We start from the raw sequence: 21461 nt of genomic DNA on the forward strand, positions 1-21461 counted from the left end.
CGCAACCCCGGAGCACTGCCGCCCACGCCTCAGTTCAGGCCCATCAGTTCAGGCCCATCGTGATGAACCGCTGGATCAGCGACGCCACCACCACCGCGAGCAGCGGCAGCGAGAACCAGAACGTGCTCTGCAGCCACCGCAGCCGACGCACACTCGGACGGGTCGCCACCCGGACCACCTCGCGCGTCGTCAGCAGCACGAGCAGCGCCAGGGCCGCCAGCGCGCCGACCACCGACCACGGTGTCCAGGTGATCTGCGGACCGATCGGCCCCGGGTCCGCCTTCGCGACGGCGCCCGATGGCTCCTTGCGCAGCTGGTACATGGTCACGTCCTCATTGACGTAGACCTTCTTCAGCTCCGTACGGCGGTCGAGGTTGTCGACGAGACGCGTGGACCACGTCTTCGAGTAGCCGACGTCGAGCTGCAGATACACCACCTGACTCTTGTTGATCATCAGGTACGAGCGCGGGCCCGCGTCCTTGAGCGCCTTGACGAGGCCGCCGACGAGGACCGGGTCGACGGGGGCGAGCGTCGGGACGTAGGTGACCTTCTCCATGTCCCGGGTGCCCCACGGCAGCGCGGGCGTGACGTTGTCGACCGGGTCGTCGCTCATCCACAGCAGGCGCACGGTCGGCTTGTCGTGGGCGTAGACGTAGTCCATCGCCGCGACCTCGCCGGGCCGGATCCGCTCGAACGGCTCGTTGCCCCACCGCGCCACCAGGAAGCCGCCCACGAGCAGCAGGCCCGCCATGAGCGCGGCGAGCGGGGCGAGGCTGATGCGGTCCTTGTCGCGTTCCTTCGCGGTGACGCCGGTGCGCGGGAAGAGCGCGAGGCCCGCGAGGAGCGCGGCGCCGGGCAGCGCGAACATGAAGACCCGCAGCGCCATCTCACCGCCGTACGACTGCATGCCGAAGCCGAGGAACGGCACGAAGGTCAGCACGACGAGCGAGCGCTCGCGGTACTTCCAGTCGCGGCGGCGCCACCAGCCGTAGCAGGCGAACGCCAGCACACCGCCGGCCAGCAGCACGCGCGTGTACAGGACGAGCTTGTGGGTCGAACTGCCGTCCTGGATACGGCCGGAGACGGAGGACGAGACATTGCCGCCGACGCCGCCGACACCGCCGAACAGGTCGTTGAAGTGCCCCGACCAGTACGGCTCGGCGAGGAACCCCAGCCAGACGGCGACCATCACGCCGAGCAGGAGCGGCAGCCCCCGCAACTCGCTGCGGCCGACGAGGACCAGGACCGTGAGCACGCCCAGCATCACGAAGGGGGTCAGCTGGTGGGCCGGGACCGTCGCCGCGTACAGCGCGATCAGGACGACGAGCAGCACCGCGCGCTGACGGCGGTCCGTCGGCTCGACCTCCGTCTCGCCCGGACGGCGCTTGGTCCACAGCACGCGCGGCGCCCTGAACCAGACCAGCAGGATCGCCACGAACATCAGATACAGCAGGTACGTGAAGCCCTGCGGCGAGAAGTAGTCCTGGCCCACCCAGCCGCTCAGCACGAAGATCCACAGCCCGCTCCACTTGGCCTTCCAGCTCGCCCGCACCGAGCGCAGGAGCAGGAACATCGGTGCCAGGTAGAGGAGTTGGATCGCCGTCGGCCACCAGCGGATGACCTCGCCGAGGTCGCTGACACCGCACGCCTCGGCGACGAAGGCGGCCGCGGCGAAGAAGCCCGGCCAGCTCCAGCGGGCGTCCAGGTCCGGCACCGCCGAACCGGTCCGGTCGATGTAGTCCATGAAGCCCAGGTGCTGCCAGGCCGTCGCGAACCGCGGTTCCGCCTCGATGACGGCCGGCAGCGCGTGCAGCGACACGACGGTGGCGAGCAGCGTGGCCAACAGCAGCCATTTGTGCGGGCGTTCGAGCCACAGCAGCGACGCGAAGACGCCGATGAGCAGGGCGGCGCCGAGCAGCGTCACGGGGGACAGGACCGCAATCAGGCCGAGCCCGCCCATGTCGTCCAGGTCGGCGTCGCTCATCCCGAGGACCGGGCCCCAGTACAGGCCGAGGCCCGCGACCAGCAGCAGCGCGAGCACGGCCACGGCCGGGGTGAGGCGGGCCCGCGGCGGCCGGGTGGCCGGGGTGCCGGGCGGCGAGGCCGAGGGCCGCCGGGCATCGGGGTCGAGGTCGGCGTCCTCGTCGGGCTCGGGCTCGGCCCCGGACTCGGGCTGCCCCTCGTCGATGCCCGAGTCGGTGCCTGAACCGGGGTTGATCCCGAAGTCGATCCCGCCGCCCTGCGCGGCCGCGGGCCAGGCGATGCCGGTGACGGCACCCGCGCCCGCACCCGGGATCCGGCCGTCGGAGTCGCCGCCGGGCTTCTTCCCCTGATCCTGCTCCGGCTTCAGCTCCTGCTCCGGCTCCTGCTCCGCGACCTTCCCGCCATTGTTCGCAGGGGTCACCGGTTTCACAGGGTTCACCGGTTTCACCGAGGACACGGACACCCCCGAGCCGCCCTCGCTGTTCCCCTCGCTCGACGCCTGCGAGGCCGACGCCCCGGAGTCCGGTTCGGCGGCCGGGGCCGAACGCTGCCCGACCGGCGATTTGAGCGCCCACGTCGGCCGGTGCGCCGAGGGTGTGCCGCGCGGCGGGGTCACCGGGCCCGGCCGCATGTCGGGCCGCCGCTCCTGGTGGTCCAGGTTGAGCTGCACCGCGAGTTGCAGCGTGTCCGAGTCCATCGCGTCGCGCAGCGCCCACTTGGGCCCCTGCTTGTCCGCCGCGCCCACGGTCACCTTCGGCGTCCCGAGGTCGGCGAGGTCGCCGTCGGGGGCCGCGTCCTCGACGGGGCGCGCGGGAGGTGCGGCGCGCACGACGCGCCACAGCTTCGGCGCGGCGATCGCCACGATCACGGCCAGCGAGGAGATCTCCGCGACCCCCGCGCCCGTCAGTCCCATCCGCGGCAGCAGAAGCAGCGTCAGACCGAGCACGAGGACGCACAACAGGCCCTGCAGCCAAGCGAGTCCGGAGGTGCGGCTCTGCGCGCGCAGCACCGCGAAGTACGTCTCCATGACCACGCGCAGTGCCGCGCCGACGGCGAACCAGCGCAGCAGCGGCGTCGCCGCGTGCGCGTAGTCGTCGCCGAAGACGTGCAGCACGACCGGCGCGAGGAGGAACAGGAGCCCGCAGATCGGGATCATGATGCGGGCCATCCGGCGCAGCGCCGCCCGCGTGTTGGCGGCCAGCTGCGCCGGGTCGTGCGAGCCCTCCACGGTCAGCGAGGCGCCCATGTTGATGGCCAGCAGGTTGACGGTGCCGCCGATGGTGGTGGCGATGTAGAAGTACGCGTTGTCGGCGGAGCTGACCTGCGAGGCGATGATGACGGGCACGAGGTACACGACCACGAGCGAGAACAGCGAGCCCGTGTAGTCGCCCGCGAGGAACCGGCCCATCTCGCGCAGCGACGGCGGATCCGCCTTGCCGTCGGTGGCCTCGATGTGCCGCGGCACCAGACGGCGGAAGACCAGCCAGCCCAGCGGGATCACCGAGAACGAGATCGCGACGACCCACGACACGAAGACACCGGTCGTCGCGAGCGCCGTCGCGAACGCCACCAGCAGCGCCAGCTTCACCAGCGAGAACACCGTGTTGCCCACCGGCACCCACAGCGCGTTGCGCAGCCCGGTCAGCACCCCGTCCTGGAGCGTGAGCAGGGACCAGGCGACGACGGCGGCGATGAACCCTAGGCCGTGCAGCGTCCCGTGCAGGAATCTGTACGAGGGGCCCCAGACGTCCAGCGTCAGCAGGAAGATCAGCGCCGCGAACGCGACCGCCGCCGAACTCCCCGCGTACGTACGGAAAATGAGGCGTCCGGTGGCGCGCCCGGCCACGGGGATGAAGCGGGCGAGGGCCCCGGTCAGCGTCACCGCGGTGAGCCCCGCGAGGAACTTCATCGCCGCGATCGCCGCGGAGCCCTGACCGACCGCGTCGGCCGTGTAGTAGTGCGCCGCGGCGAGCCAGAAGCCGACGCCGAGCACGCCGGAGATGCCGGTGTTCAGCATCAGCGCGTAGGCGTTGCGGAACAGCTGGTTACCGCCCCCCGGACCCATGGCGTCTGTCTTGCCCTTCCTGCCGCGGCCCATGCCGGGCAGCCTGAGTCTGCGGCCGGACGGACCTGGGGCCGCCGTCCCGGGCGCGGTCGTGGCCGGTGCGGCCTGGGCGCTGGTGGTCGTCGTGTCAGACACGGGTACGAGCTGCCTTCCGGCGGGCCTGTCGGGCTCTGCGGACCACGGCGTACCCCTTGGTCAGGGCACGGTCCGTGGCGAAGGTGCGGCCGATCGCGCGGCCCTGGACGAGCCGTTCGAACTCGGCGGCGCCGGTGGAGCGGCGCACGGTGACGCGCTGCAGGGCGTAGGGACCCTGCCGGCGCCTCGCGAGGCCGTTGCCCACGGCGAGCGACTGGGCGAAGCCCGCCGCGCGTACGGCCCGGCGCACCCGCCGGTCGGAGTGACCGTACGGATAGGCGAAGGAGACGGGTACGGCGCCCAGCTCGGCCTCGACGATCTCCTTGCCGTGCCGCAGCTCGAACTCCAGGTCTTCGTCCGGGAGTTGGTCGAGCTGCGGATGCGTGTGGCTGTGCCCGCCGATCTCCACGCCCTGCCCGGCGAGCGCCCGCACCTGGTCCCAGTCGAGCATCGTGTCGAGCCCGCGGCCGGTGTCGTGCGCGCCCCGCAGCCACCCCGTCGAGACGAACAGGGTGGCGGCGAAACCGTGCTTGGCGAGGACGGGCAGGGCGTGCCGGTGCACGCCCTCGTAGCCGTCGTCGAAGGTGATCAGGACGGGCCGGTCGGGCAGCGCCCGGCCGCCGCCGCGCCAGATACCGGCGAGCTCCGCGGTGGTCAGCGGAGTGCACCGGAGATCGGCGAGCAGCTCCATCTGCTCGGCGAACGCGCCGGGCGACACGGAGAGTCGACGCGTCTCCCGGTTCGGCGCGTGGGCCACCGAGTGGTACATCAGGATCGGGACGGGGACCCCGTCCGACGTCCGTGCCGGATCGCTCATGCCGCTTCCCCCAAAGCGTCACCCCGGTCGATCTCCACGACGGAGAACGTGGCGGCGTTCCCGCCCCGGGTCCGGAGACTGCCGAGAACGTACCCACCGGCCGCCGCCGCCACTCCGGCCACGATGGCCCCGGCCCGTCCCGCGCCACCCGGCCTGGCGAGCACGAAGTCCCGCACGCCGCGGGCCACCCCGGCCGGAAGCACCTTGCTCGTATAGGCGCGTTCGCTCTCAAGTCCCTTGCCCGCGCCGACACTTCGGGCGACCAGAGCCTTGGAGAGTCCCTCCGCGTACGTGCGCGTACGGAAGTAGGCGAACCGCTCCCGGCCGGCCGGGACCCGGTGATGGATCACCGCCCGGTCGTCCACGAGCAGCACCGCGTCCGGTCTGGCCCGGCTCAGCCGGATGCACAGCTCCGTCTCCTCGCAGCCCAGCGGGCGCTTGTCGCCGTCCCGGCCGATACCGGTGGCGAACCCCCCGGCCACGTCGAAGGCGGTGCGCCGGAACGAGGCGTTGCCGCCCAGCACGTTGCGCACCCGCACCTTGCCCGGCGGCAGGCCCTTGTACGTGCAGCCCACCACCCAGTCGAACTCCTCGGGGAACCAGGCGGGCCGGCGGCCCGACGCCCAGATCGGCTCGGTGCGCCCGCCGACCGCCATCACGTCCGGGTCGGCGTACCCGGCCACGAACCAGCGCAGCCAGTCCCGCTCCGCGACCGCGTCGTCGTCGAGGAACGCGAGGATCTCGCCGTGCGCGGCCGCGATCCCGGTGTTCCGTCCCGCGGACAGGCCGCGCGGCCCCCGGTTGGCGAGGACCCGCACACCGTCCGTCTCCTTGTACTCCCGGGTGAGACGGTCGAGCAGTGCCGGGTTGTGGTCGACGACCAGCAGCGTCTCCAGGGCCGGACGCGACTGCGCGCGGACCGAGTCGACGGCCGCGAGGATGTCGGTCCAGCGCTCTTCGGTGTACACGCAGATGACGACCGACGTCGTCATCCGCGCGTGCTGAGACTCCGTCAAGATCCGTCTCCCCGTCCGAGACCGGGCTTCGCCGGGACGGTCCTTCTGCTGCGCAGCGCCCGACGGTTCGAGCGCTCCCTGAGGATCACCTTCAGGACCCGGATCCCGTCCCGCACGGCGCGCAGATTGCTCGCCCCGTGGATGCGCAGATACTCGTGGCTGGGGATCTCCTGGACCTTCAGGCCCGCCTTGACGACCCTTATGTTCATCAGGGTCTCCACCTCGAAGCCGGTGCAGTCGAGCTCGATCTCGTCGAGGCAGTGCCGCCAGAACGCGTTGTAGCCGTAGCAGAGGTCGGTGTAGCGGGCCCCGAACTTGGCGTTCACGGCCGTGCACAGCGCCCAGTTGCCCAGCTTGCGGACCGGGGTCATGTCGTCCGTGCCGCCGCCGTTGGCGAACCGCGAGCCCTTGGCGAAGTCGGCGCCGGACACCAGCGCCGACACATAGCTGACGATCTCCTGGCCGTCCGCCGAGCCGTCCGCGTCGACCATCACGATGATGTCGCCCGAGCAGGCCTGGAACCCGGTGATCAGGGCATCCCCCTTGCCCTTGCCGCTCTGCGGCACGACCACCACGTCGGGCCACAACTCCCTTGCCACCTCTACGGTGTTGTCGGTGGAGTTGCCGTCCACGAGGACGACCTCGTGGATCCACTCCGGGAGCGTCTTGAAGACGTAGGGCAGGTTCTCCGCCTCGTTCATGGCGGGAATGACCACGCTGACCCGTGGCGCGATGGCCAGGTGCGTGGAGATCGCCCGGTACCGGGCGGGTATGCGTGCGGTCGTGGTCCCCTCGTCGTCCGGGATCACCGGGCGCACAACGGAACTGCTCATGAGTCTGGTCCCTCTCGTCCGGTGGACCGCCCGCCCCTCGGGCGGTCCGGCTGTGTATCCGGTTCGAAAGGGGGGTTCTCACTTACGGACAGGACGGAATGCTCTCCGTGCAGGCCGGGTGAGCTGGCAATACACACCGGTTGGTTGGACCGGCCGCGCGGCCCGCGACTCGGCGACCCACATGACTGCCCCGGTCACTGGCGCTGGAGCGGTCACTGAAATGAGCGGTTCACCGAACACGGCACCCCCCTACCGCGCCCCGCGCCGGGCCTTCGCGATCTTGAGCCCTCCCCTAGATCGCATGGCGTGCTGGACCGATGCGGGTAGATGTACGACGGTATTGACTATTGAGACCTTATGGCAAGACCTGGAACGAGTCTCACGTTTTTGTTGTTCTGTCCATTACTTCAACTCCCGTACCACTGGCGAAGTTTGCCCCTTCCTTTACGGATGGTCAGGTGGAGCAGGAAGGTGAGAGCGCTGAGCGCGCCTACGGCGATCACGCCGCCGTCGACCGACCAGCGGTGCGTCGCGAGCATGCCCTGGGCGACCCCCATCACCACGCAGACCGCGCCGGCGGCCGAGACGAGGAAGCGGGCCCATGGGTCGAAGCCGCGCAGGGCCGCGGCGAACGCGGATCCGGGCGCGGCCAGCAGGAAGAAGAGTGCGAGAGGTCCGCGCAGCGGAGAGTCCGCGTGCGCGAGCGCGAGTACGAGGCCCGCGCCACCTGCGACGACGCCGGCACCCGCGAGCAGGTACCACGTGTCTCTGTCCGCCGGTGTGTCCGCCGGACCGTCCCCCGAACCGCCGGATGACGACGGCTTGATGCCGATGGTCTGCATTGGCGACTTTGCCCCCTGAAGCGCCGGATGCCGGACTTCAATGTCGCGCAGCCGCCAGGGGGCCGTCAAGGGGAACTCCCTTGCGGTGAACGGCAGTTGAAACCTCGCCATGTACATGAAATAGCTCTGGCGTAGGTACTTCCGAGTAACTGTGAGGCGTGCTACCACAGGTGTGGCAGAAAACCTGCTAAGGGAGGTTCCATGAGACGTTTCCGACTTACGGCATACGTGACCTCGTTCCTCTTCGCGGCGGCCGTCGCCCTCACCGGTGCGACGTCCGCTCAGGCGGCGGCGACCGGCTATGTGGCGCTCGGTGACTCGTACTCCTCGGGAGTCGGGTCCGGCAGCTACGACAGTGCGAGCGGCGACTGCAAGCGCTCCTCCAAGGCCTACCCGGCCCTGTGGGCGGCCGCCCATTCATCCGTGAGCTTCAACTTCACCGCGTGCTCGGGTGCCCGTACGGGTGATGTGCTCGCGAACCAGCTCGGCCCGCTCGGCTCCGGCACCGGCCTGGTCTCCATCAGCATCGGCGGCAACGACGCGGGCTTCGCCGACGTCATGACCACCTGTGTCCTCTACTCCGAGTCGACGTGCGTCAACCGCGTCAACGAGGCCCGCGCATACGCCACGTCGACCCTGCCCGGCAAGCTCGACCAGGTCTACGCGGCGATCAAGGCGAAGGCTCCGGCCGCCCATGTGGTCGTGCTCGGCTACCCCCGCTTCTACCAGCTCGGCGGCTCCTGCATCGCGGGCCTGTCCGAGACCGAACGCTCCGCCATCAACGGCGCCGCCGACCTCCTCAACTCCACCACCGCCAAGCGCGCCGCCAACGCCGGCTTCACCTTCGGTGACGTGGCCGCGAAGTTCACCGGGCACGAGATCTGCTCGGGTTCCCCTTGGCTGCACAGCGTCAACTGGACCAATATCGGCGAGTCGTACCACCCCACCGCGGCAGGGCAGTCGGGCGGCTATCTGCCCGTGTTCACGTCCGCCGCGTGAGCACTGCCGCAGTGCGTGCGCGCATCAGTACGTGAGTGCATCAGTACGTGGGTGAACCGGTGGTGGCTCCCGTCGACGGGGTCACCACCTCACACGTCACCGTGTACGCCACGTAGTTGGAGGTCGCCGCGACCGGGCTGCGGACCTCCACCCCGATCTGGTTGTGCAGCGTGCCGCCCTCCTCGTACCGCGTCTCCGTCGTGTTGACCGTCCGGCTCCTCGCGTCGCCCGAGCCGAAGTCGATGCTCTTCCAGCCGGGATCCGACGGCTCCCCGCTCCTGGTCACCCACCGGTACTCGACCGTCGCCGGGGTGCGCCCCACCGTGATCGTGGCCGCGAAGGCCGGCGCCGAGGCGGCGGGCGGCGGGCAGGAGCCCGTGTAGCTGCCGCGGATCGCCGAGACGCTGACCCGGACGGACTGCGCGGGCGTGGTGGTGTGACCGCTGTTCCCGCCGCTGCCGCTGTTCCCGTTGTTGCCCCCGGAGCCGCTTCCGCCCGAGCTCTGGCCGTCGCCGCCGCCGTCCGTCGGGGTGCTGCCGCCGGAGCCGCCCCCCGACGAACTACCGCCGGAATCACCACCGTTGCCGCCGCCGGAAGAGTTTCCTCCGCTGCTCCCGCCGCCGTCGTCACGGTTGAGCAGCGCGTACGTCAGTCCGCCGATCGCCAGGAGCAGCGCGACGATGCCCGCAATCAGGGCGAGCGAGGCGCGGCGGGCGGAGCGATGGCCGGTGTCGGCCGGGGCGGTCGTCGTCGTACCGGCCGGCGACGAAGGGGACGCGGCGGACGCGGTCGGCCCGGGCAGCGGCGGGGTGGGCGTGGCCGGCTGCTGCCGCGACGTCACCGTCGGCATCGACGACATCGGCGACGCCGGCGTCGGGTCCGCGCGCAGCGCGCCGCCCGCGCCCACGATCCGCAGATCGCGCTCGGCGACCCCCGCGGACGTCCGCTCGGCGGGGTCCTTGCGCAGCAGTCCCTCGATGACGGGGGTCAGCGGGCCCGCCCGGCGCGGCGGCGGCAACTCCTCGTCGACGACCGCGCGCAGGGTGCTGAGCGGCGTGTCCTGCCGGAACGGCGAATGCCCCTCCACGGTCGCGTACAGCAGCACGCCGAGCGACCACAGATCGGACTCCGGGCCCGGCGTGCGCCCCAACGCCCTTTCGGGGGCGAGGAATTCGGGCGAGCCGATCACCTCGCCGGTCATCGTGAGCGCCTGCGTCCCCTCGACCATCGCGATGCCGAAGTCGGTGAGGACGACCCGGCCGTCGTTCGACAAAAGGACGTTCCCCGGCTTCACGTCACGGTGCAGCACGCCCGCCTCGTGCGCGGCGCGCAGTGCGGCCAGGACCTCCGCGCCGATGTGCGCGGCGCGCTGCGGGGACATCGGGCCCTCCGCGTCGAGCTGGTCGGCGAGCGAGACGCCGCGCACCAGCTCCATGACGACCCAGGGGCGTCCGTCGTCCGTGGCCACGTCGTACAGCGTGATCACGTTGCGGTGCGCGATGCGCGCCGCCGCCCACGCCTCGCGCTCCAGGCGCTGGTACATCCGGTCGCGGTCCGCGGTCGGCAGGCCCGCCGGGGCCCGCACCTCCTTCACGGCGACCTCGCGCCCGAGCACGTCGTCGCGGGCCCGCCACACGGTGCCCATGCCGCCTTCGCCGATCGGGTCCTGCAGCCGGTACCGGCCCGCGACGACCCGCCCGCTGCTTCCACCACTGCCCGGCCCTGTGCTCACGGCCGCCGCCCCCACTCGTCACGACACACGACACACGACAAGTCCCAACAAAACTAGCTCAACCGAGTACCGTTGCGGCCCCCTTGAACACCAATCCACACCCGAGGGCGAGGACGACACACGCCGAGCCGAGCGGAACCAGGCGTCCGGCGAGGTGCCGCGTCCGCAGGCGGGCCCGCGCGACGCGGCGGGCCGCGAACGCCCCCGCCCGTACGACGACGAACCCGGCGGCCGTGAGTGTGACCGCGAGCCCGGCCCCGTACGCGAGCACGAGCAGCACGCCGAACCAGGCCTGGCCCAGGGCGGCGGCGCCGACCAGCACGACGACGGCCGACGGACTGGGCACGAGCCCACCGGCGAACCCGAGGAAGAGGGCGCCGCGGAGGGAGGCGCCGGGGTGGGGGTGGTCGTGACCGTGCCCGTGATCGTGGCTGTGGTGATGGTCGTGCCCGTGGTCATGGCTGTGGTCATGGTCGTGGTGATGCGGGTGCCCGTGCCCATGCCCGTGGTGTCGGCTCCGCCAGGCCTTGCGTACGAGCAGCACGCCCGCGCCCGTCACCAGGAGACCGCTGGCCACGCCGAGCCACGCCACGACCGAGGGCGCCGCCGCGGAGCCGCCGATCACCAGGACGCCGAGCGCGACCACGCCCAGCGTGTGCGTGACGGTGACCGAGGCCGCGAGCGGCAGTACGTCGCGCGGCCGGGCCCGGCCGCGGGCGGCGGCCGTCGCCGCCATCAGGGTCTTGCCGTGCCCGGGCGCGAGCGCGTGCAGCGCGCCGAGGAGCAGCGCGGTGCCCAGGGCGAGCGCGGCGAAGCCCGGGGTGAGGTCGTGCCGGGCGACGAGCCCGGTCAGCGCGCTGGTCCAGCGGTCGGCCCCGCGCGGGAGCACGCCGGAGCCGGGGGGCGCCGGGCGCTCCTGCGTCAGGGCCGGGCCGCCGGGGGTGACGCGGAGGGCGGCCGTGGTGACGTCGGGCGGGGAGGACAGCAGGTGCTTCGGGTAGCGGGAGAGGAGGCGGGAGGCGGAGGTGCGGGGGACATCGCTGCGGGTGAGGGTGGTGCGGTCGCCCCGCGCGGTGATCTCGTGCCAGCCCGGGCCCGGCCGGGTGGGGGCGCGGAAGCCGAGGGCGGCGTCGGCGCGGGGGAGCGGTGCGGTGAACCGGCACTGGACGCGCAGGGTGCCCAGGCCCGCCTGGCCGGGGCGGCGCTCGGCGCGGCTCGCGCCGGGGGCGACCGGGACGCGGCGGCCGTCGACGGTGAGACGGGTGTCCCGGGCGGCCCTGCGGCACCGCTCTGCGGCCCAACTCGCCGTCCCCGCACGCTTGATGGCGGGCTCGACCTGGGTGGCGGGGATCTCGGCGAGGTCCTCGATGTGGGTGACGCGGAGCGCGGTGGGGGTGGTGACGAGGCCGTCGTAGGTGTTGGTGGTGAAGTTGCCGAGGGGGTGGGCGGAGGCTTTGCCCACCGGGATCAGGAGCAGGGCGAGCGCGGCCAGGGCGGCGAGCGCGGCCCAGCGGATGCGGGCCCTGGGGCGTCGTGGTGCGGGCCCGTCGCAGGGTTGCCCGGCGTCGGGTGCCGCCCTGCCCGCCCACTCAAGGCTGTGAGGCTGACTCATGACGCACCCCGCAGCAGAGATCGCGCCGACGCCGAACCCAGCGGCGAGAAAACGGGGTTGAGGCGCAGCGCCTTGTCCAGCCACTCCCGCCGCTCGGCCCCCCGGGCCACGACGCCCCGGTGGTAGAAGAACGACGCGTCCCGGAACCCGGTCCGGGTGGCGAAGCGCGCGTACCGGAGCGCCTTCGCGTCCTGCCCGTTGGCATGCAGGGCCCACGCCAGCGCGTCCGCCGTGTGCACGGTGTGCCGCCGCGCCCACTCGGCCCGCGCCGCCCGCAGCGCCGCCCCCCGGTCGCCGTGGTCCGCCGCGGCGAGGGCGGTGTCCAGATCGACGTCGACCCCGTTGGCCCGGGCCAGCGAGACCCACGCCGAGACCAGCCCGTACTGCTCGCGCGCGGCCCTCAAGTCGCCCCGCGCCTCGTACAGTTCACCGAGCGCGACGAGCGGACCGGGCAGCGGGTACCGGGCCACGACGCCGCGCAGGTCCCGGATCGCCCCGGCCGTGTCGTCGCGCCCGGCCCGCGCCCGTGCCCGGCACTCCAGCGCGGGCACGTACCCGGAGTCGGCCCGCAGCGCCCGCCTGCACCCCCGCAGCGCGGCGGTGAAATCGCCCTGGCGCCAGTCCAGTTGACCGAGGGCTGTCGCCACGTACGCCTCGTCGGCGGGTGCGGATGCCGTGGCGAGCGCCTGCTTCAGGACGCGCCGGGCGCCCGCGACGTCGCCGCGCAGCTCACGCACGTACGACAGCCGGGTGAAGACGGGGAGGCCGGGCCGGCGCGCGTCCGCCTGGTCCGCGGCCCGCGCGGCGTCCTCGTACCGGCCCAGTTCGACGAGGGCGTCGATCCGGGTGGACAGGGCGCGCTGGCTGTAAGGGTTCATGGCGAGCGCGCGACGGGCGTCGCGCAGCGCCCCGTGGAAGTCGTGCCGGGCCGCGGCGAGGGCGGCGCGGCCCGCGAGCGCGGCGTCGTTGCCGTCGGGGCGGAGCTCCAGGGAGCGGGCCAGGGCGCGCTGGGCCTGCGGGTAGCGGGACGGGTCGCCGAGCGTGCGGGCCTGTTCCACATACGCCGTGCCGAGCGTCGCCCAGGCGCCGAAGTCCTTCGGCTGGGCCCGGAGATGGGCCTGCAGCGTGCGGACCGCGCGGTCGATCCCGCCGGTGGTGAGCTGCCGCTGCGACGGCGCGGCGGGGGCGACGGCGGTGGGCGCGGGATCCGGCCCGTCGCCGCCGTGCCCGCCGGCCACGACCGCGCCCCCGGTGAGGGCGAGCGCCAGCGCGCACGCGGCGACGGCGGTGCGTCCTGAGAGGCGCGGAGTCATGAAGAGGGCCTTTCCATGAGGGAGGGAGGGAAGGGGGGAAGGAGGGTCGGCGCGGCCCGTGGGGGAGGCGACACACGGGCCGCGCCGGATCGGAGGGGCGGCTACAGCTGCCCGCGGCGCCGCATCCGCCCGCGCCACCACGCCAGGCCGAGCCCGATGAGCAGCACGCCCGCCACGCCGGCCGTGGCCGAGGCGATGACCAGGGTGTCGTCGGACCCGGACTCGGAGGTGGACGACGCATTGCCGCTCAGCGCGCCGCCGTCGAGGGCGCTCTTCGAGGTGTCGTCACCGCTCTGCTTCTCGGTCAGCGGGCCGCGCGAACCGGACGCGGGCAGGGCCACGTACGGGAAGGTGTCGCCGAACTTCACGTCGTTGGCGTTCACCGCGTCGCCCAAGTCGTTCTTGTTGCCGAGGAGTTCACCCTCGACGGCCTGCAGTTCGATGTCGACGACGTCGTCCGTCAGGCGCCGCCCGTTCGGGAATCCCGCGTTGTCCCCGTCGAGGACGCCGAGCCGCTTCGGTGCATCGGTCGGCTTGACGGATGTGTTGAGGCGCAGCATCTCCGCGGGCCGGACGTCCGGCGGCTGGGTCAGCCCCTTCACGCCGGTCAGGAACACCGACACGAGGTCGTCGCGCGGCTCCTTCGGCGCGGGCAGCTTGTAGATCGACTCGAGGAGCTTCGGCAGCTCGGGCTCGGTGACGTACGGCAGGAAGTCCGCGTCGTTCCACGGGTGCGAGGCGTTGAACCTGTCCTTGTCCTTCTGCGGTACGACCACCTCGTTGACCAGTGGCGAGCCGAGCCGCGAGACCTGGGTCCACTTGCCGTCGGCGTTCTTGCGCTGCGTCGTGGACCAGACGCCGACGATCGGCTGCTTCGCCGACTGCCGGAGGGAGGCGGTCGGCACCTGCAGCGCGATGGTGTTGGTGTTGTACCCGGCGAGCGTGTCCCGGCCGACCTCCGACAGGTCGCCGCCGTACAGCAGGTCGAAGACGCGCAGGTCGAGGAAGAACGGGTCGTCGGCCTGCCCGGCGAACGCCTGACCGCTGCCTTCGACCTGGCGTATCGCCTGCTTGCGCAGGGTCTTGTAGTCAGGCATCGACGCCTTGCCGACGTTCGAAGGCGCGACCGGCAGATCGTTGGCGATCTTCGTCGTCGAGACGACCTTCTGGTCCTTCAGCTTCAGCAGGTCGATGTCGTAGGACTGCGTGACATTGAGGTCCGGGTCGTCGAGGCTGCTGACGGGGCCGGTGTTGTAGAGGAAGGTGTCGCCGCTCCTCGTCCTGGTGTCGAACGTCCAGCGGTAGAGCAGGTCGCCCTGCCCGTCGCCGTCGCTGTCGATGTGGATGTCGTGCTGGGAGCCCTCGGCGAACGGATAGAAGTTCGGTCCGCCGGCCGGTTCCTCGAACGGGATCCAGTTCGCGATCAGCGTCGTCGTGTCGGGCTTGTCGGGGCTGACGAACGCGTAGACGTCCGTGTTGTCGTGGAGCGGGTCCCCGGAGATCAGCGGGGCCTCCCGGTGGCTGGAGGCGCGTGCCTCCTGCGGTTGTAGCGCGGTCGCACCGGCGGCTGCGAGCCCCCCGGTGGCCAGCGCGCCGGTGATGAGCGCGGCCAGGGAGCGAACTCCCGGGCGGGTCCTGGCAGTTGCTGTCATCGCGTCCGTCCCTTACGAACTCGTTCAGGTCTCGGTGCTCGCACCGCGCGAGCCTCATGACGGCCATTCGGGGCCCGGGGCGCGGTGGATTGGTCCGGGATTCCAGTCGGTTCCGGGGACGCGCCCCCATCCGCGCGCACCCCTGTCTCCGAACCCCTGACGGCAGCGCGATGAGCGGGCCGGAACGGGGGACCGTATGGATGTCGTGGACACCACCGACGCACTGCTCACCCGCGTGGGACGCGGCGATCAGCAGGCTTTCGAGGAGTTGTACGGACAGGTCTCGGGCCCGGTGTACGGCCTGGTGCGGCGCGTACTGCGGGACCCGGCGCAGTCCGAGGAGGTCGCCCAGGAGGTCCTGCTCGAGGTGTGGCGCCGCGCCGCCCGCTTCGACCCGGGCCGCGGCACCGCCCTCTCCTGGATCCTCACCCTCGCCCACCGCAGGGCCGTCGACCGCGTCCGCAGCGTGCGCGCGGCCGGGGAGCGCGAACAGCGCGCCGCGCGCCGGGCCGGCACCCCGGCCTTCGACCATGTCGTGGAGGAGGTCGAGACCCTCCTGGAGCGGGAGTGGGTGCGCCGCTGCCTCGGCCGCCTCACCGACCTCCAGCGCCAGGCCGTCACCCTCGCCTACTACGACGGCTACACCTACCGCGAGGTCGCCCGCCGCCTCTCCGTCCCCCTCGGCACCGTCAAGACCCGGATGCGCGACGGGCTGCTGCGCCTGCGCTCCTGCCTGGACGGGGTCTCCGCATGAGGTGGCCCCCGCGCGACGCACACTCCCTCGCCGTCCCCTACGCCCTCGACGCCCTCGCCCCGCGCGAACTCGCCCGCTTCGAACGGCACCTGGCCCGCTGCGACCGCTGCGCCGCCGAGGTGCGGGCCCACACCGTCGACACGCTGCGGCTGGCCCGCGCCACCGCGGTGCCGGCCCCGCCGGGCCTGCGCGACCGCGTCCTGACCGCCATCCGCACCCTGGAGCAGGAGCCGTCCGCGCCCGTGCGCGACCCGAGAACCGCACCGGCCCGCCGCCCGCTGCTCGTCCCGCTGGCCGCGGGAGCCGCCGTCCTCGCGCTCGTGGCCGCGGTGCTGCTCGGCGTGGAGCTGACCCGCACTCAGGACCGGCTCGAAGCACGGCAGGCGGAGGTGCGTGAGATCGCCCACGTTCTCGCCGCACCGGACGCCGCCACCGCGCGTGACGACGGCATGTCGGTGGTCGCCTCCGCCGCCCAGGGGAGTGCCGTGATCACCGTCACGGATCTGGACGCCCCGCCCCGTGGACACGACCACCAACTGTGGGTGATGTCGGACGAAGACGCCCCGCGTTCGCTCGGTGTGCTGCCCGACCAGGGCTCCGACACGCCGATGCTGGCCACCGGCTTGACGCCGGACGCTTCCTCACTCGCTGTAACGACCGAGCCGGACGGCGGCTCGAAACGGCCGACAACTGCCCCTCTTGTCCAACTCGCCCTGGAATCAGTCGGATTCGGAGAGTAGTCATGAAGGGGGCGTCAACCTCCCTACAGGGGAGGTGAATCCTGCGACCGGGATACACGAGTGTCGCGCTGGGGCGATAGGGTTAACCTGCCCGGGCTGAGTGCCCTCGTACGGGTGGGGAGTGACATGGAACAGATAACAGTGCGCAGCAGGCCTCGCGTGCCTGCGATCACCTGCGGGAGCAGCGCGACCAGTTCGCGGCTCGACCGCCATCTCTCGGTGCTCGGCGGCCCTGCCGTCCCGCAGCGCGAGACGGCCGAGGCGACGACACTGATGCGTGAGCTGACCGCGCGTGACGCCGCGCACGACGAGCGCAGCACCAGCCGCGCACGAGTGCGACGGGTCTCGCTCTTCGCACCCCTGCGGCGACTGCGCCGCACGCTGTTCGGCGGCCACTAGCCGGCCGCCCGTCCAGCAAGGGCTCAGGCCCGCATCCGACCTCCGCGCCGTCCGGCGTACCGCTGCGCATCTCCGCGACCGTCATCCCCACGGCATGCGGCGGGCGCCCCGGCGGGGGAGTCGGTGCGGGCCTTTTCTCGTCCCTGCTGTCCCGTTGTGCCGTAACACCGTTGTCATGCACGGATGTTGACGGAGCAACTTCCGGGGTCCAGGGTGTCGCTTGATCGTCGATGGCCGATACAGCTACACCCCACCTCACCCCCGGAGGTACGCGTGTGTGACCTGCACGACCAGCACGAGCACACCTCGGCGCTGATGGCGTCGGGACCGCAGCTCAGCAGACGCCGCATCATGCAGCTGCTGGGCGCGGCCGGTGTGACCGCCGCCGTGACGACCGCGGAGGCCGACCCGGCGATGGCCGCGGCGGACGATGCCGCCGACGCGACGGACGCCGCATACAAAGCGCCCGAGGGCCTCGCGGAGGACAGCCCCGCCAAGGCCTCCGCCCTCGCCTGGATCAAGGGCAACACCTCCCGGATCACCGGCCTGAACGCCGAGATCTGGGAGAACGCCGAGCTGTCCCTGCGCGAGTGGAACTCCTCCATGGCCGAGGCCGACTTCCTCGAACAGGCCGGATTCAAGGTCAAGTTCGGCACCGCCGGCTTCCCGACCGCCTTCACCGCGACCTTCTCGTACGGCAGTGGCGGCCCGGTCCTCGGCTTCAGCGGCGAGTACGACGCGCTGCCCGGCCTCTCCCAGAACAAGGGCGTCGGTCACCACGATCCGCGCGAGTACGTCCACGACCCGTTCGCCCCGAGCTACGGCCCGGGCCACGGCTGCGGCCACAGCGCGCTCGGCACCGCCGCGGCGGCAGCGGCGGCCGCCGTCGCGCAGGCGGCCAAGAAGCACAAGCTGCCGGTCACGGTGAAGTTCTTCGGCTCGACCGCCGAGGAGACGCTGATCGGCAAGACGTACGCGGTGAGCAAGGGCGTGTACGAGGGCCTCGACGCGTTCCTCGACTGGCACCCCTCCACGGCCAACGCCACCGGCTGGGGCACCACGACCGCCATGACCGCCGTGACCTTCACCTTCCTCGGTGTCGCGGGCCACGGCGGCACCCCGCTCGGCAACAAGTCTGCGCTCGACGCCGCCGTGATGATGGCGACGATGTCGGAGTTCCTGAGGGAGGAGAACCTCGCACCCTCCGGCCGCCTGCACTGGGTCATCAACAACGGCGGCGACATTCCGAACGTGACCCCCGAGATCGCGGAGATCTCGTACTACGTACGCGAAGGCAGCCCGGCCCGTGTGCAGGTCCTGCTCGACAAGGTCATCGCCGTCTCCGAGGCCGCCGCCAAGGCGTCCCAGACGAAGGTGCGGCACCGCGTCACCTCCGCCTGCTGGAACCAGCTGCCGTCCAAGTCCTTCGCGGAACTGCTGCACGAGAACATGCGGCAGATCGGCCCGCCCGACTTCCCGGACTCCGCCCACACGCTGGCGAAGGAGCTGCAGGAGTCCCTCGGGCTTCCCCAGAAGGGCATGCACGCCGAGATCGGCGAGCTGACCCCGCCCAACCCGGCCTTCCTGGGCGGCGGTTCGACCGATGTCGCCGACATCAGCTGGAACGTGCCGACCGTGTCGATGGGCGCGGCGCTCGCCCCGATCGGCACCAAGATGCACACCTGGTCCACCGCGTCCTGCGCGGCCGCGGCGCCGGGTCAGGCGGCGGTGGTGGCCGCGGCCAAGTATCTGGCGGCGACGGCGATGGACCTCGTCACCCAGCCCGCCCGGCTCAAGGCCCTCAAGGACGAGTTCGAGAAACGGACCAAGGACGTCGAGTGGAAGACGGCCCTGCCGGACGGCTATGAGCCGCCGATGTACGAGCCGCCGGCCTGGTTCCTGAAGAAGACCGGCCAGAAGTGGCCGCCGAACAACATCACCTGGCCGCCGCAGCGAGTCGTGTCGCAGGAGAAGTTCTCCTCGCTCGGCCCCGAACTGGCGCCCCAGACGTAACCGTTCGGGCCGCTCACCGTCCGCCGCGCGCGTACCGGCGGACGGCGAGCGGTACGCACAGCGCGAGCAGCACCGCGCACCAGGCCAGCGAACCGGCCACCGGGTGCGTCACCGGCCAGGCGGCGCCGTGCGGCACCGGGGCGTTGCCGAACAGATCGCGGGTGGCCGTGGCCACGGCGCTGATCGGGTTCCACTCGGCGAGGGTGCGCACCCAGCCCGGCATCCCGTCGGTCGGGATGTACGCGTTCGAGAGCAGCGGCAGCATGAACGTGGCGCTCCCCAACTGACCCGCCGCCTCCTCGCTCCGGGAGGCGAGCCCGAGCAGGATCCCCACCCACGTCGTCGCGAACCGCAGCAGGAGCAGCAGCCCGAAAGCGGCGAGCGCGCCACCGGGCCCGCCCTCGATCCGCCAGCCCATCGCGAGCCCCACGAGCACCAGGGGGACCAGCCCGACGGCCGTCGTCACCAGATCCGCGACCGCCTGCCCGAGCGGCACGGCCGCCCGGCTCATCGGCATCGTGCGGAAGCGGTCCATCACGCCGCGGTGCGAGTCCTGCGCGGCGGTGAACATCCCGGTCATGATGCCGTTGGCCGCCGTCGCCACCAGCATGCCCGGCACCAGGAAGGCCCGGTAGTCGGCGCCCGGCATGGCGAGCGCGCTGCCGAAGACGTAGCCGAAGAACAGCAGGAACACGATCGGCATCGTCTGCGTCATGATCAGGATCGCCGGGGCGTTCCGGGCGCGCGTGAGATGGCGGCCGAGCATGGCCGTGCCGTCGTACAGGATCGCGGAACTCATGCGGCGACTCCTTCGGCCGTCGTGTCACGGGTGGCGGTGAGGCGCAGGAACACCTCGTCGAGCGTGGGCGGGCGCAGCGTCGCGTCCATCAACGGCACCCCGGCGGCGTCGAGTTCGCGCACGACGCGGGGCAGGGTCACGGCAGGGTCGAGGACGACGGCGCCCGCGGTCCGCCGCTCGCGGTCCAGCACGGGCCGCGCGCCGGTCAGTTGATCGAGGACGACGGCAGCGGCGTGCAGCGCCCGCTCGCCCGCGTCGTCCGGGACGACCACCTCCGCGTAGTGACCGATCTGCGCCTTCAGCTCGGCAGGCGTGCCGTGGTGCGCCGCGCGTCCCTCGTCGATGAGCACGATGTCGTCGGCCAGCTGGTCGGCCTCCTCCAGGTACTGCGTGGTCAGCAGTACCGTCGTGCCCGCGCCGGCCAGCTCGCGGACCGCGTCCCAGATCTCGTTCCTGCTGTGCGGGTCGAGGCCGGTCGTCGGCTCGTCCAGGAAGAGCACGGCGGGCCGGGTGAGCAGGCTCGCCGCCAGGTCGAGACGGCGGTGCATCCCGCCCGAGTAGGTGCGCGCGGGCCGCTCGGCGGCGTCGGCCAGGTCGAACCGCTCGATCAGCTCGTCGGCGTGCGCGCGGGGCGCGCGCAGCAGCCGCGCGAACAGGCGCAGGTTCTCGCGGCCGGTGAGGTCGCCGTCGACGGACGCGTACTGCCCCGTGACGCCGATCCGGCGGCGGACCGCGTGCGCCTCCGTGGCGATGTCGTGGCCCGCGACACGCGCGGTGCCGGCGTCCGGCCGCAGCAGCGTCGTCAACAGGCGTACGGCGGTCGTCTTGCCCGCCCCGTTCGGCCCGAGCAGACCGCAGACCGTTCCCTCACGCACGGCGAGATCCAGGCCCCGCACGGCGTGCACGGCTTTGTCCCCCGAGCCGAAGCGCTTCTCCAGACCTTCACTAAGTACAGCGTACGTAGAAGTCATGGCCCCACCGTACCGCACTACGTACGCCGTACGTAACTACGATGGTTCGCGAGGTGATGATCAATGGCGGGCCGAGCGGCCGTACCCGAAGTGATCTGGGCGCGCCCCGAGCGCACCGGACGTGGCCCACGGCCCGCGCACAGCCGCGCCGACGTCGCGGCGGCCGCCGTGCGCGTCGCCGACGCGGAGGGCGTCGACGCGGTCTCCATGCGCCGGATCGCCGGTGAACTCGGCCTGGGCACGATGTCGCTGTACAACTACGTCCCGCGCAAGGAGGACCTGTACGAGCTGATGGTCGACGCCGTCAGCGCGGAGTACGAGTACGCCGAGCCGAGCGGCGACTGGCGCACCGACGTCCTCGGGCTCGCCCGGCAGGCGCGGGCGCTGATGCACCGGCACCCCTGGATGCCGCGGCTCATGTCACCGGTGTACGGGTTCAGCCCCAACGCGCTGCGGTACCTGGAGTACTGCCTGTCCTGCCTGGATCCGCTGGATCTTCCGTACGGCACGAAGATGGAGCTCATCGCCTCCGTGACGAGCGTGGTGACGACGTACGTCGCCAACGAGATCGCCACCGCCGAGCGGACCCGGTCCCTGCCGTGGAGCGAGGAGCAGGAGCAGGCGGTGCGGATCGCCTATCTCGGCGGGCAGGTGGCGTCGGGGCGCTATCCCCGGCTGGCCGCGGCGTTCGCCGAGGACGCGGGTCCCATCGACCTGGAGGCTGTGTTCGAGCGGGCGCTGCGTCGGACTCTGGAGGGGTTCGCGGCTCCGTCGGCCCCGTGACGC

The 21461-nt window shown here is 72.1% G+C and carries 17 protein-coding genes; 6 read left to right on the forward strand and 11 right to left on the reverse strand.

The window, feature by feature from the left end; translation table 11 throughout:
- Window positions 1-43: 43 nt before the first annotated feature.
- The 5 genes from B072_RS0123445 to B072_RS43905 all read right to left on the reverse strand — a co-directional run bounded on the left by B072_RS0123445 (window position 44) and on the right by B072_RS43905 (window position 7691).
- Complete coding sequence (locus B072_RS0123445; RefSeq protein WP_043244551.1) at window positions 44-4183, reverse strand: membrane protein; 4140 nt, start codon at window positions 4181-4183, stop codon at window positions 44-46.
- Entirely contained in the window at window positions 4176-5000 is an 825-nt protein-coding gene (locus B072_RS0123450; protein WP_018532423.1) for a polysaccharide deacetylase family protein, read from the reverse strand. Before B072_RS0123450 ends, B072_RS0123445 begins: the two co-directional genes overlap by 8 nt.
- A complete protein-coding gene (locus B072_RS0123455; RefSeq protein ID WP_018532424.1) occupies window positions 4997-5992 on the reverse strand; it encodes a glycosyltransferase in 996 nt (331 codons plus the stop codon). The genes B072_RS0123450 and B072_RS0123455 overlap by 4 nt, the downstream gene beginning before the upstream one ends.
- A 20-nt stretch (window positions 5993-6012) precedes the next feature.
- Window positions 6013-6849 carry a glycosyltransferase family 2 protein gene (locus tag B072_RS0123460; protein ID WP_043244553.1) on the reverse strand — a complete coding sequence of 279 codons (837 nt, stop codon included), beginning with the start codon at window positions 6847-6849 and terminating at the stop codon, window positions 6013-6015.
- A gap of 407 nt (window positions 6850-7256) precedes the next feature.
- The gene (locus B072_RS43905) at window positions 7257-7691 is read right to left on the reverse strand and encodes a hypothetical protein (protein WP_018532426.1); all 435 of its coding nucleotides are present in this window, start codon (window positions 7689-7691) and stop codon (window positions 7257-7259) included.
- 201 nt (window positions 7692-7892) lie between these two features.
- Between B072_RS43905 and B072_RS0123470 the strand changes: the two genes are divergently transcribed.
- Complete coding sequence (locus B072_RS0123470) at window positions 7893-8690, forward strand: SGNH/GDSL hydrolase family protein (protein WP_026246206.1); 798 nt, start codon at window positions 7893-7895, stop codon at window positions 8688-8690.
- Window positions 8691-8730: 40 nt separating this feature from the next.
- Here the strand turns inward: B072_RS0123470 and B072_RS0123475 are convergent, their stop codons facing one another.
- From B072_RS0123475 to B072_RS0123490, 4 genes are all read right to left on the reverse strand, one after another.
- The gene (locus B072_RS0123475; RefSeq protein WP_018532428.1) at window positions 8731-10335 is read right to left on the reverse strand and encodes a serine/threonine-protein kinase; all 1605 of its coding nucleotides are present in this window, start codon (window positions 10333-10335) and stop codon (window positions 8731-8733) included.
- A 145-nt stretch (window positions 10336-10480) separates the two neighbouring features.
- The gene (locus B072_RS0123480; RefSeq protein WP_078506557.1) at window positions 10481-12034 is read right to left on the reverse strand and encodes a nickel transporter; all 1554 of its coding nucleotides are present in this window, start codon (window positions 12032-12034) and stop codon (window positions 10481-10483) included.
- Window positions 12031-13347, reverse strand: coding sequence for a tetratricopeptide repeat protein (locus B072_RS0123485; RefSeq protein ID WP_018532430.1), 1317 nt, complete (start codon window positions 13345-13347; stop codon window positions 12031-12033). The genes B072_RS0123480 and B072_RS0123485 overlap by 4 nt, the downstream gene beginning before the upstream one ends.
- Before the next feature lie 101 nt (window positions 13348-13448).
- A complete protein-coding gene (locus tag B072_RS0123490; RefSeq protein ID WP_018532431.1) occupies window positions 13449-14999 on the reverse strand; it encodes a DUF4331 domain-containing protein in 1551 nt (516 codons plus the stop codon).
- A gap of 196 nt (window positions 15000-15195) precedes the next feature.
- Here B072_RS0123490 and B072_RS0123495 point away from each other — a divergent pair, with 196 nt between their 5' ends.
- From B072_RS0123495 to B072_RS0123510, 4 genes are all read left to right on the forward strand, one after another.
- Window positions 15196-15753 carry a sigma-70 family RNA polymerase sigma factor gene (locus B072_RS0123495; RefSeq protein ID WP_018532432.1) on the forward strand — a complete coding sequence of 186 codons (558 nt, stop codon included), beginning with the start codon at window positions 15196-15198 and terminating at the stop codon, window positions 15751-15753.
- Complete coding sequence (locus B072_RS0123500; RefSeq protein ID WP_018532433.1) at window positions 15750-16493, forward strand: anti-sigma factor; 744 nt, start codon at window positions 15750-15752, stop codon at window positions 16491-16493. The genes B072_RS0123495 and B072_RS0123500 overlap by 4 nt, the downstream gene beginning before the upstream one ends.
- Before the next feature lie 126 nt (window positions 16494-16619).
- Entirely contained in the window at window positions 16620-16892 is a 273-nt protein-coding gene (locus B072_RS0123505; RefSeq protein ID WP_026246210.1) for a hypothetical protein, read from the forward strand.
- Between the two features lie 273 nt (window positions 16893-17165).
- Window positions 17166-18905 carry an amidohydrolase gene (locus tag B072_RS0123510; RefSeq protein ID WP_018532435.1) on the forward strand — a complete coding sequence of 580 codons (1740 nt, stop codon included), beginning with the start codon at window positions 17166-17168 and terminating at the stop codon, window positions 18903-18905.
- Window positions 18906-18918: 13 nt separating this feature from the next.
- On the opposite strand, the gene B072_RS0123515 is transcribed toward B072_RS0123510, so the two are convergent.
- Window positions 18919-19704 carry an ABC transporter permease gene (locus tag B072_RS0123515; protein ID WP_018532436.1) on the reverse strand — a complete coding sequence of 262 codons (786 nt, stop codon included), beginning with the start codon at window positions 19702-19704 and terminating at the stop codon, window positions 18919-18921.
- Window positions 19701-20675: a daunorubicin resistance protein DrrA family ABC transporter ATP-binding protein gene (locus tag B072_RS0123520; RefSeq protein ID WP_043244558.1), complete on the reverse strand. Its 975-nt coding sequence runs from the start codon at window positions 20673-20675 to the stop codon at window positions 19701-19703. Before B072_RS0123520 ends, B072_RS0123515 begins: the two co-directional genes overlap by 4 nt.
- Window positions 20676-20738: 63 nt before the next feature.
- Here B072_RS0123520 and B072_RS0123525 point away from each other — a divergent pair, with 63 nt between their 5' ends.
- Window positions 20739-21458, forward strand: coding sequence for a TetR/AcrR family transcriptional regulator (locus tag B072_RS0123525; protein ID WP_026246211.1), 720 nt, complete (start codon window positions 20739-20741; stop codon window positions 21456-21458).
- Window positions 21459-21461: the final 3 nt, after the last annotated feature.

This window comes from Streptomyces sp. HmicA12, assembly GCF_000373565.1.
Taxonomy (GTDB): Bacteria; Actinomycetota; Actinomycetes; order Streptomycetales; family Streptomycetaceae; genus Streptomyces.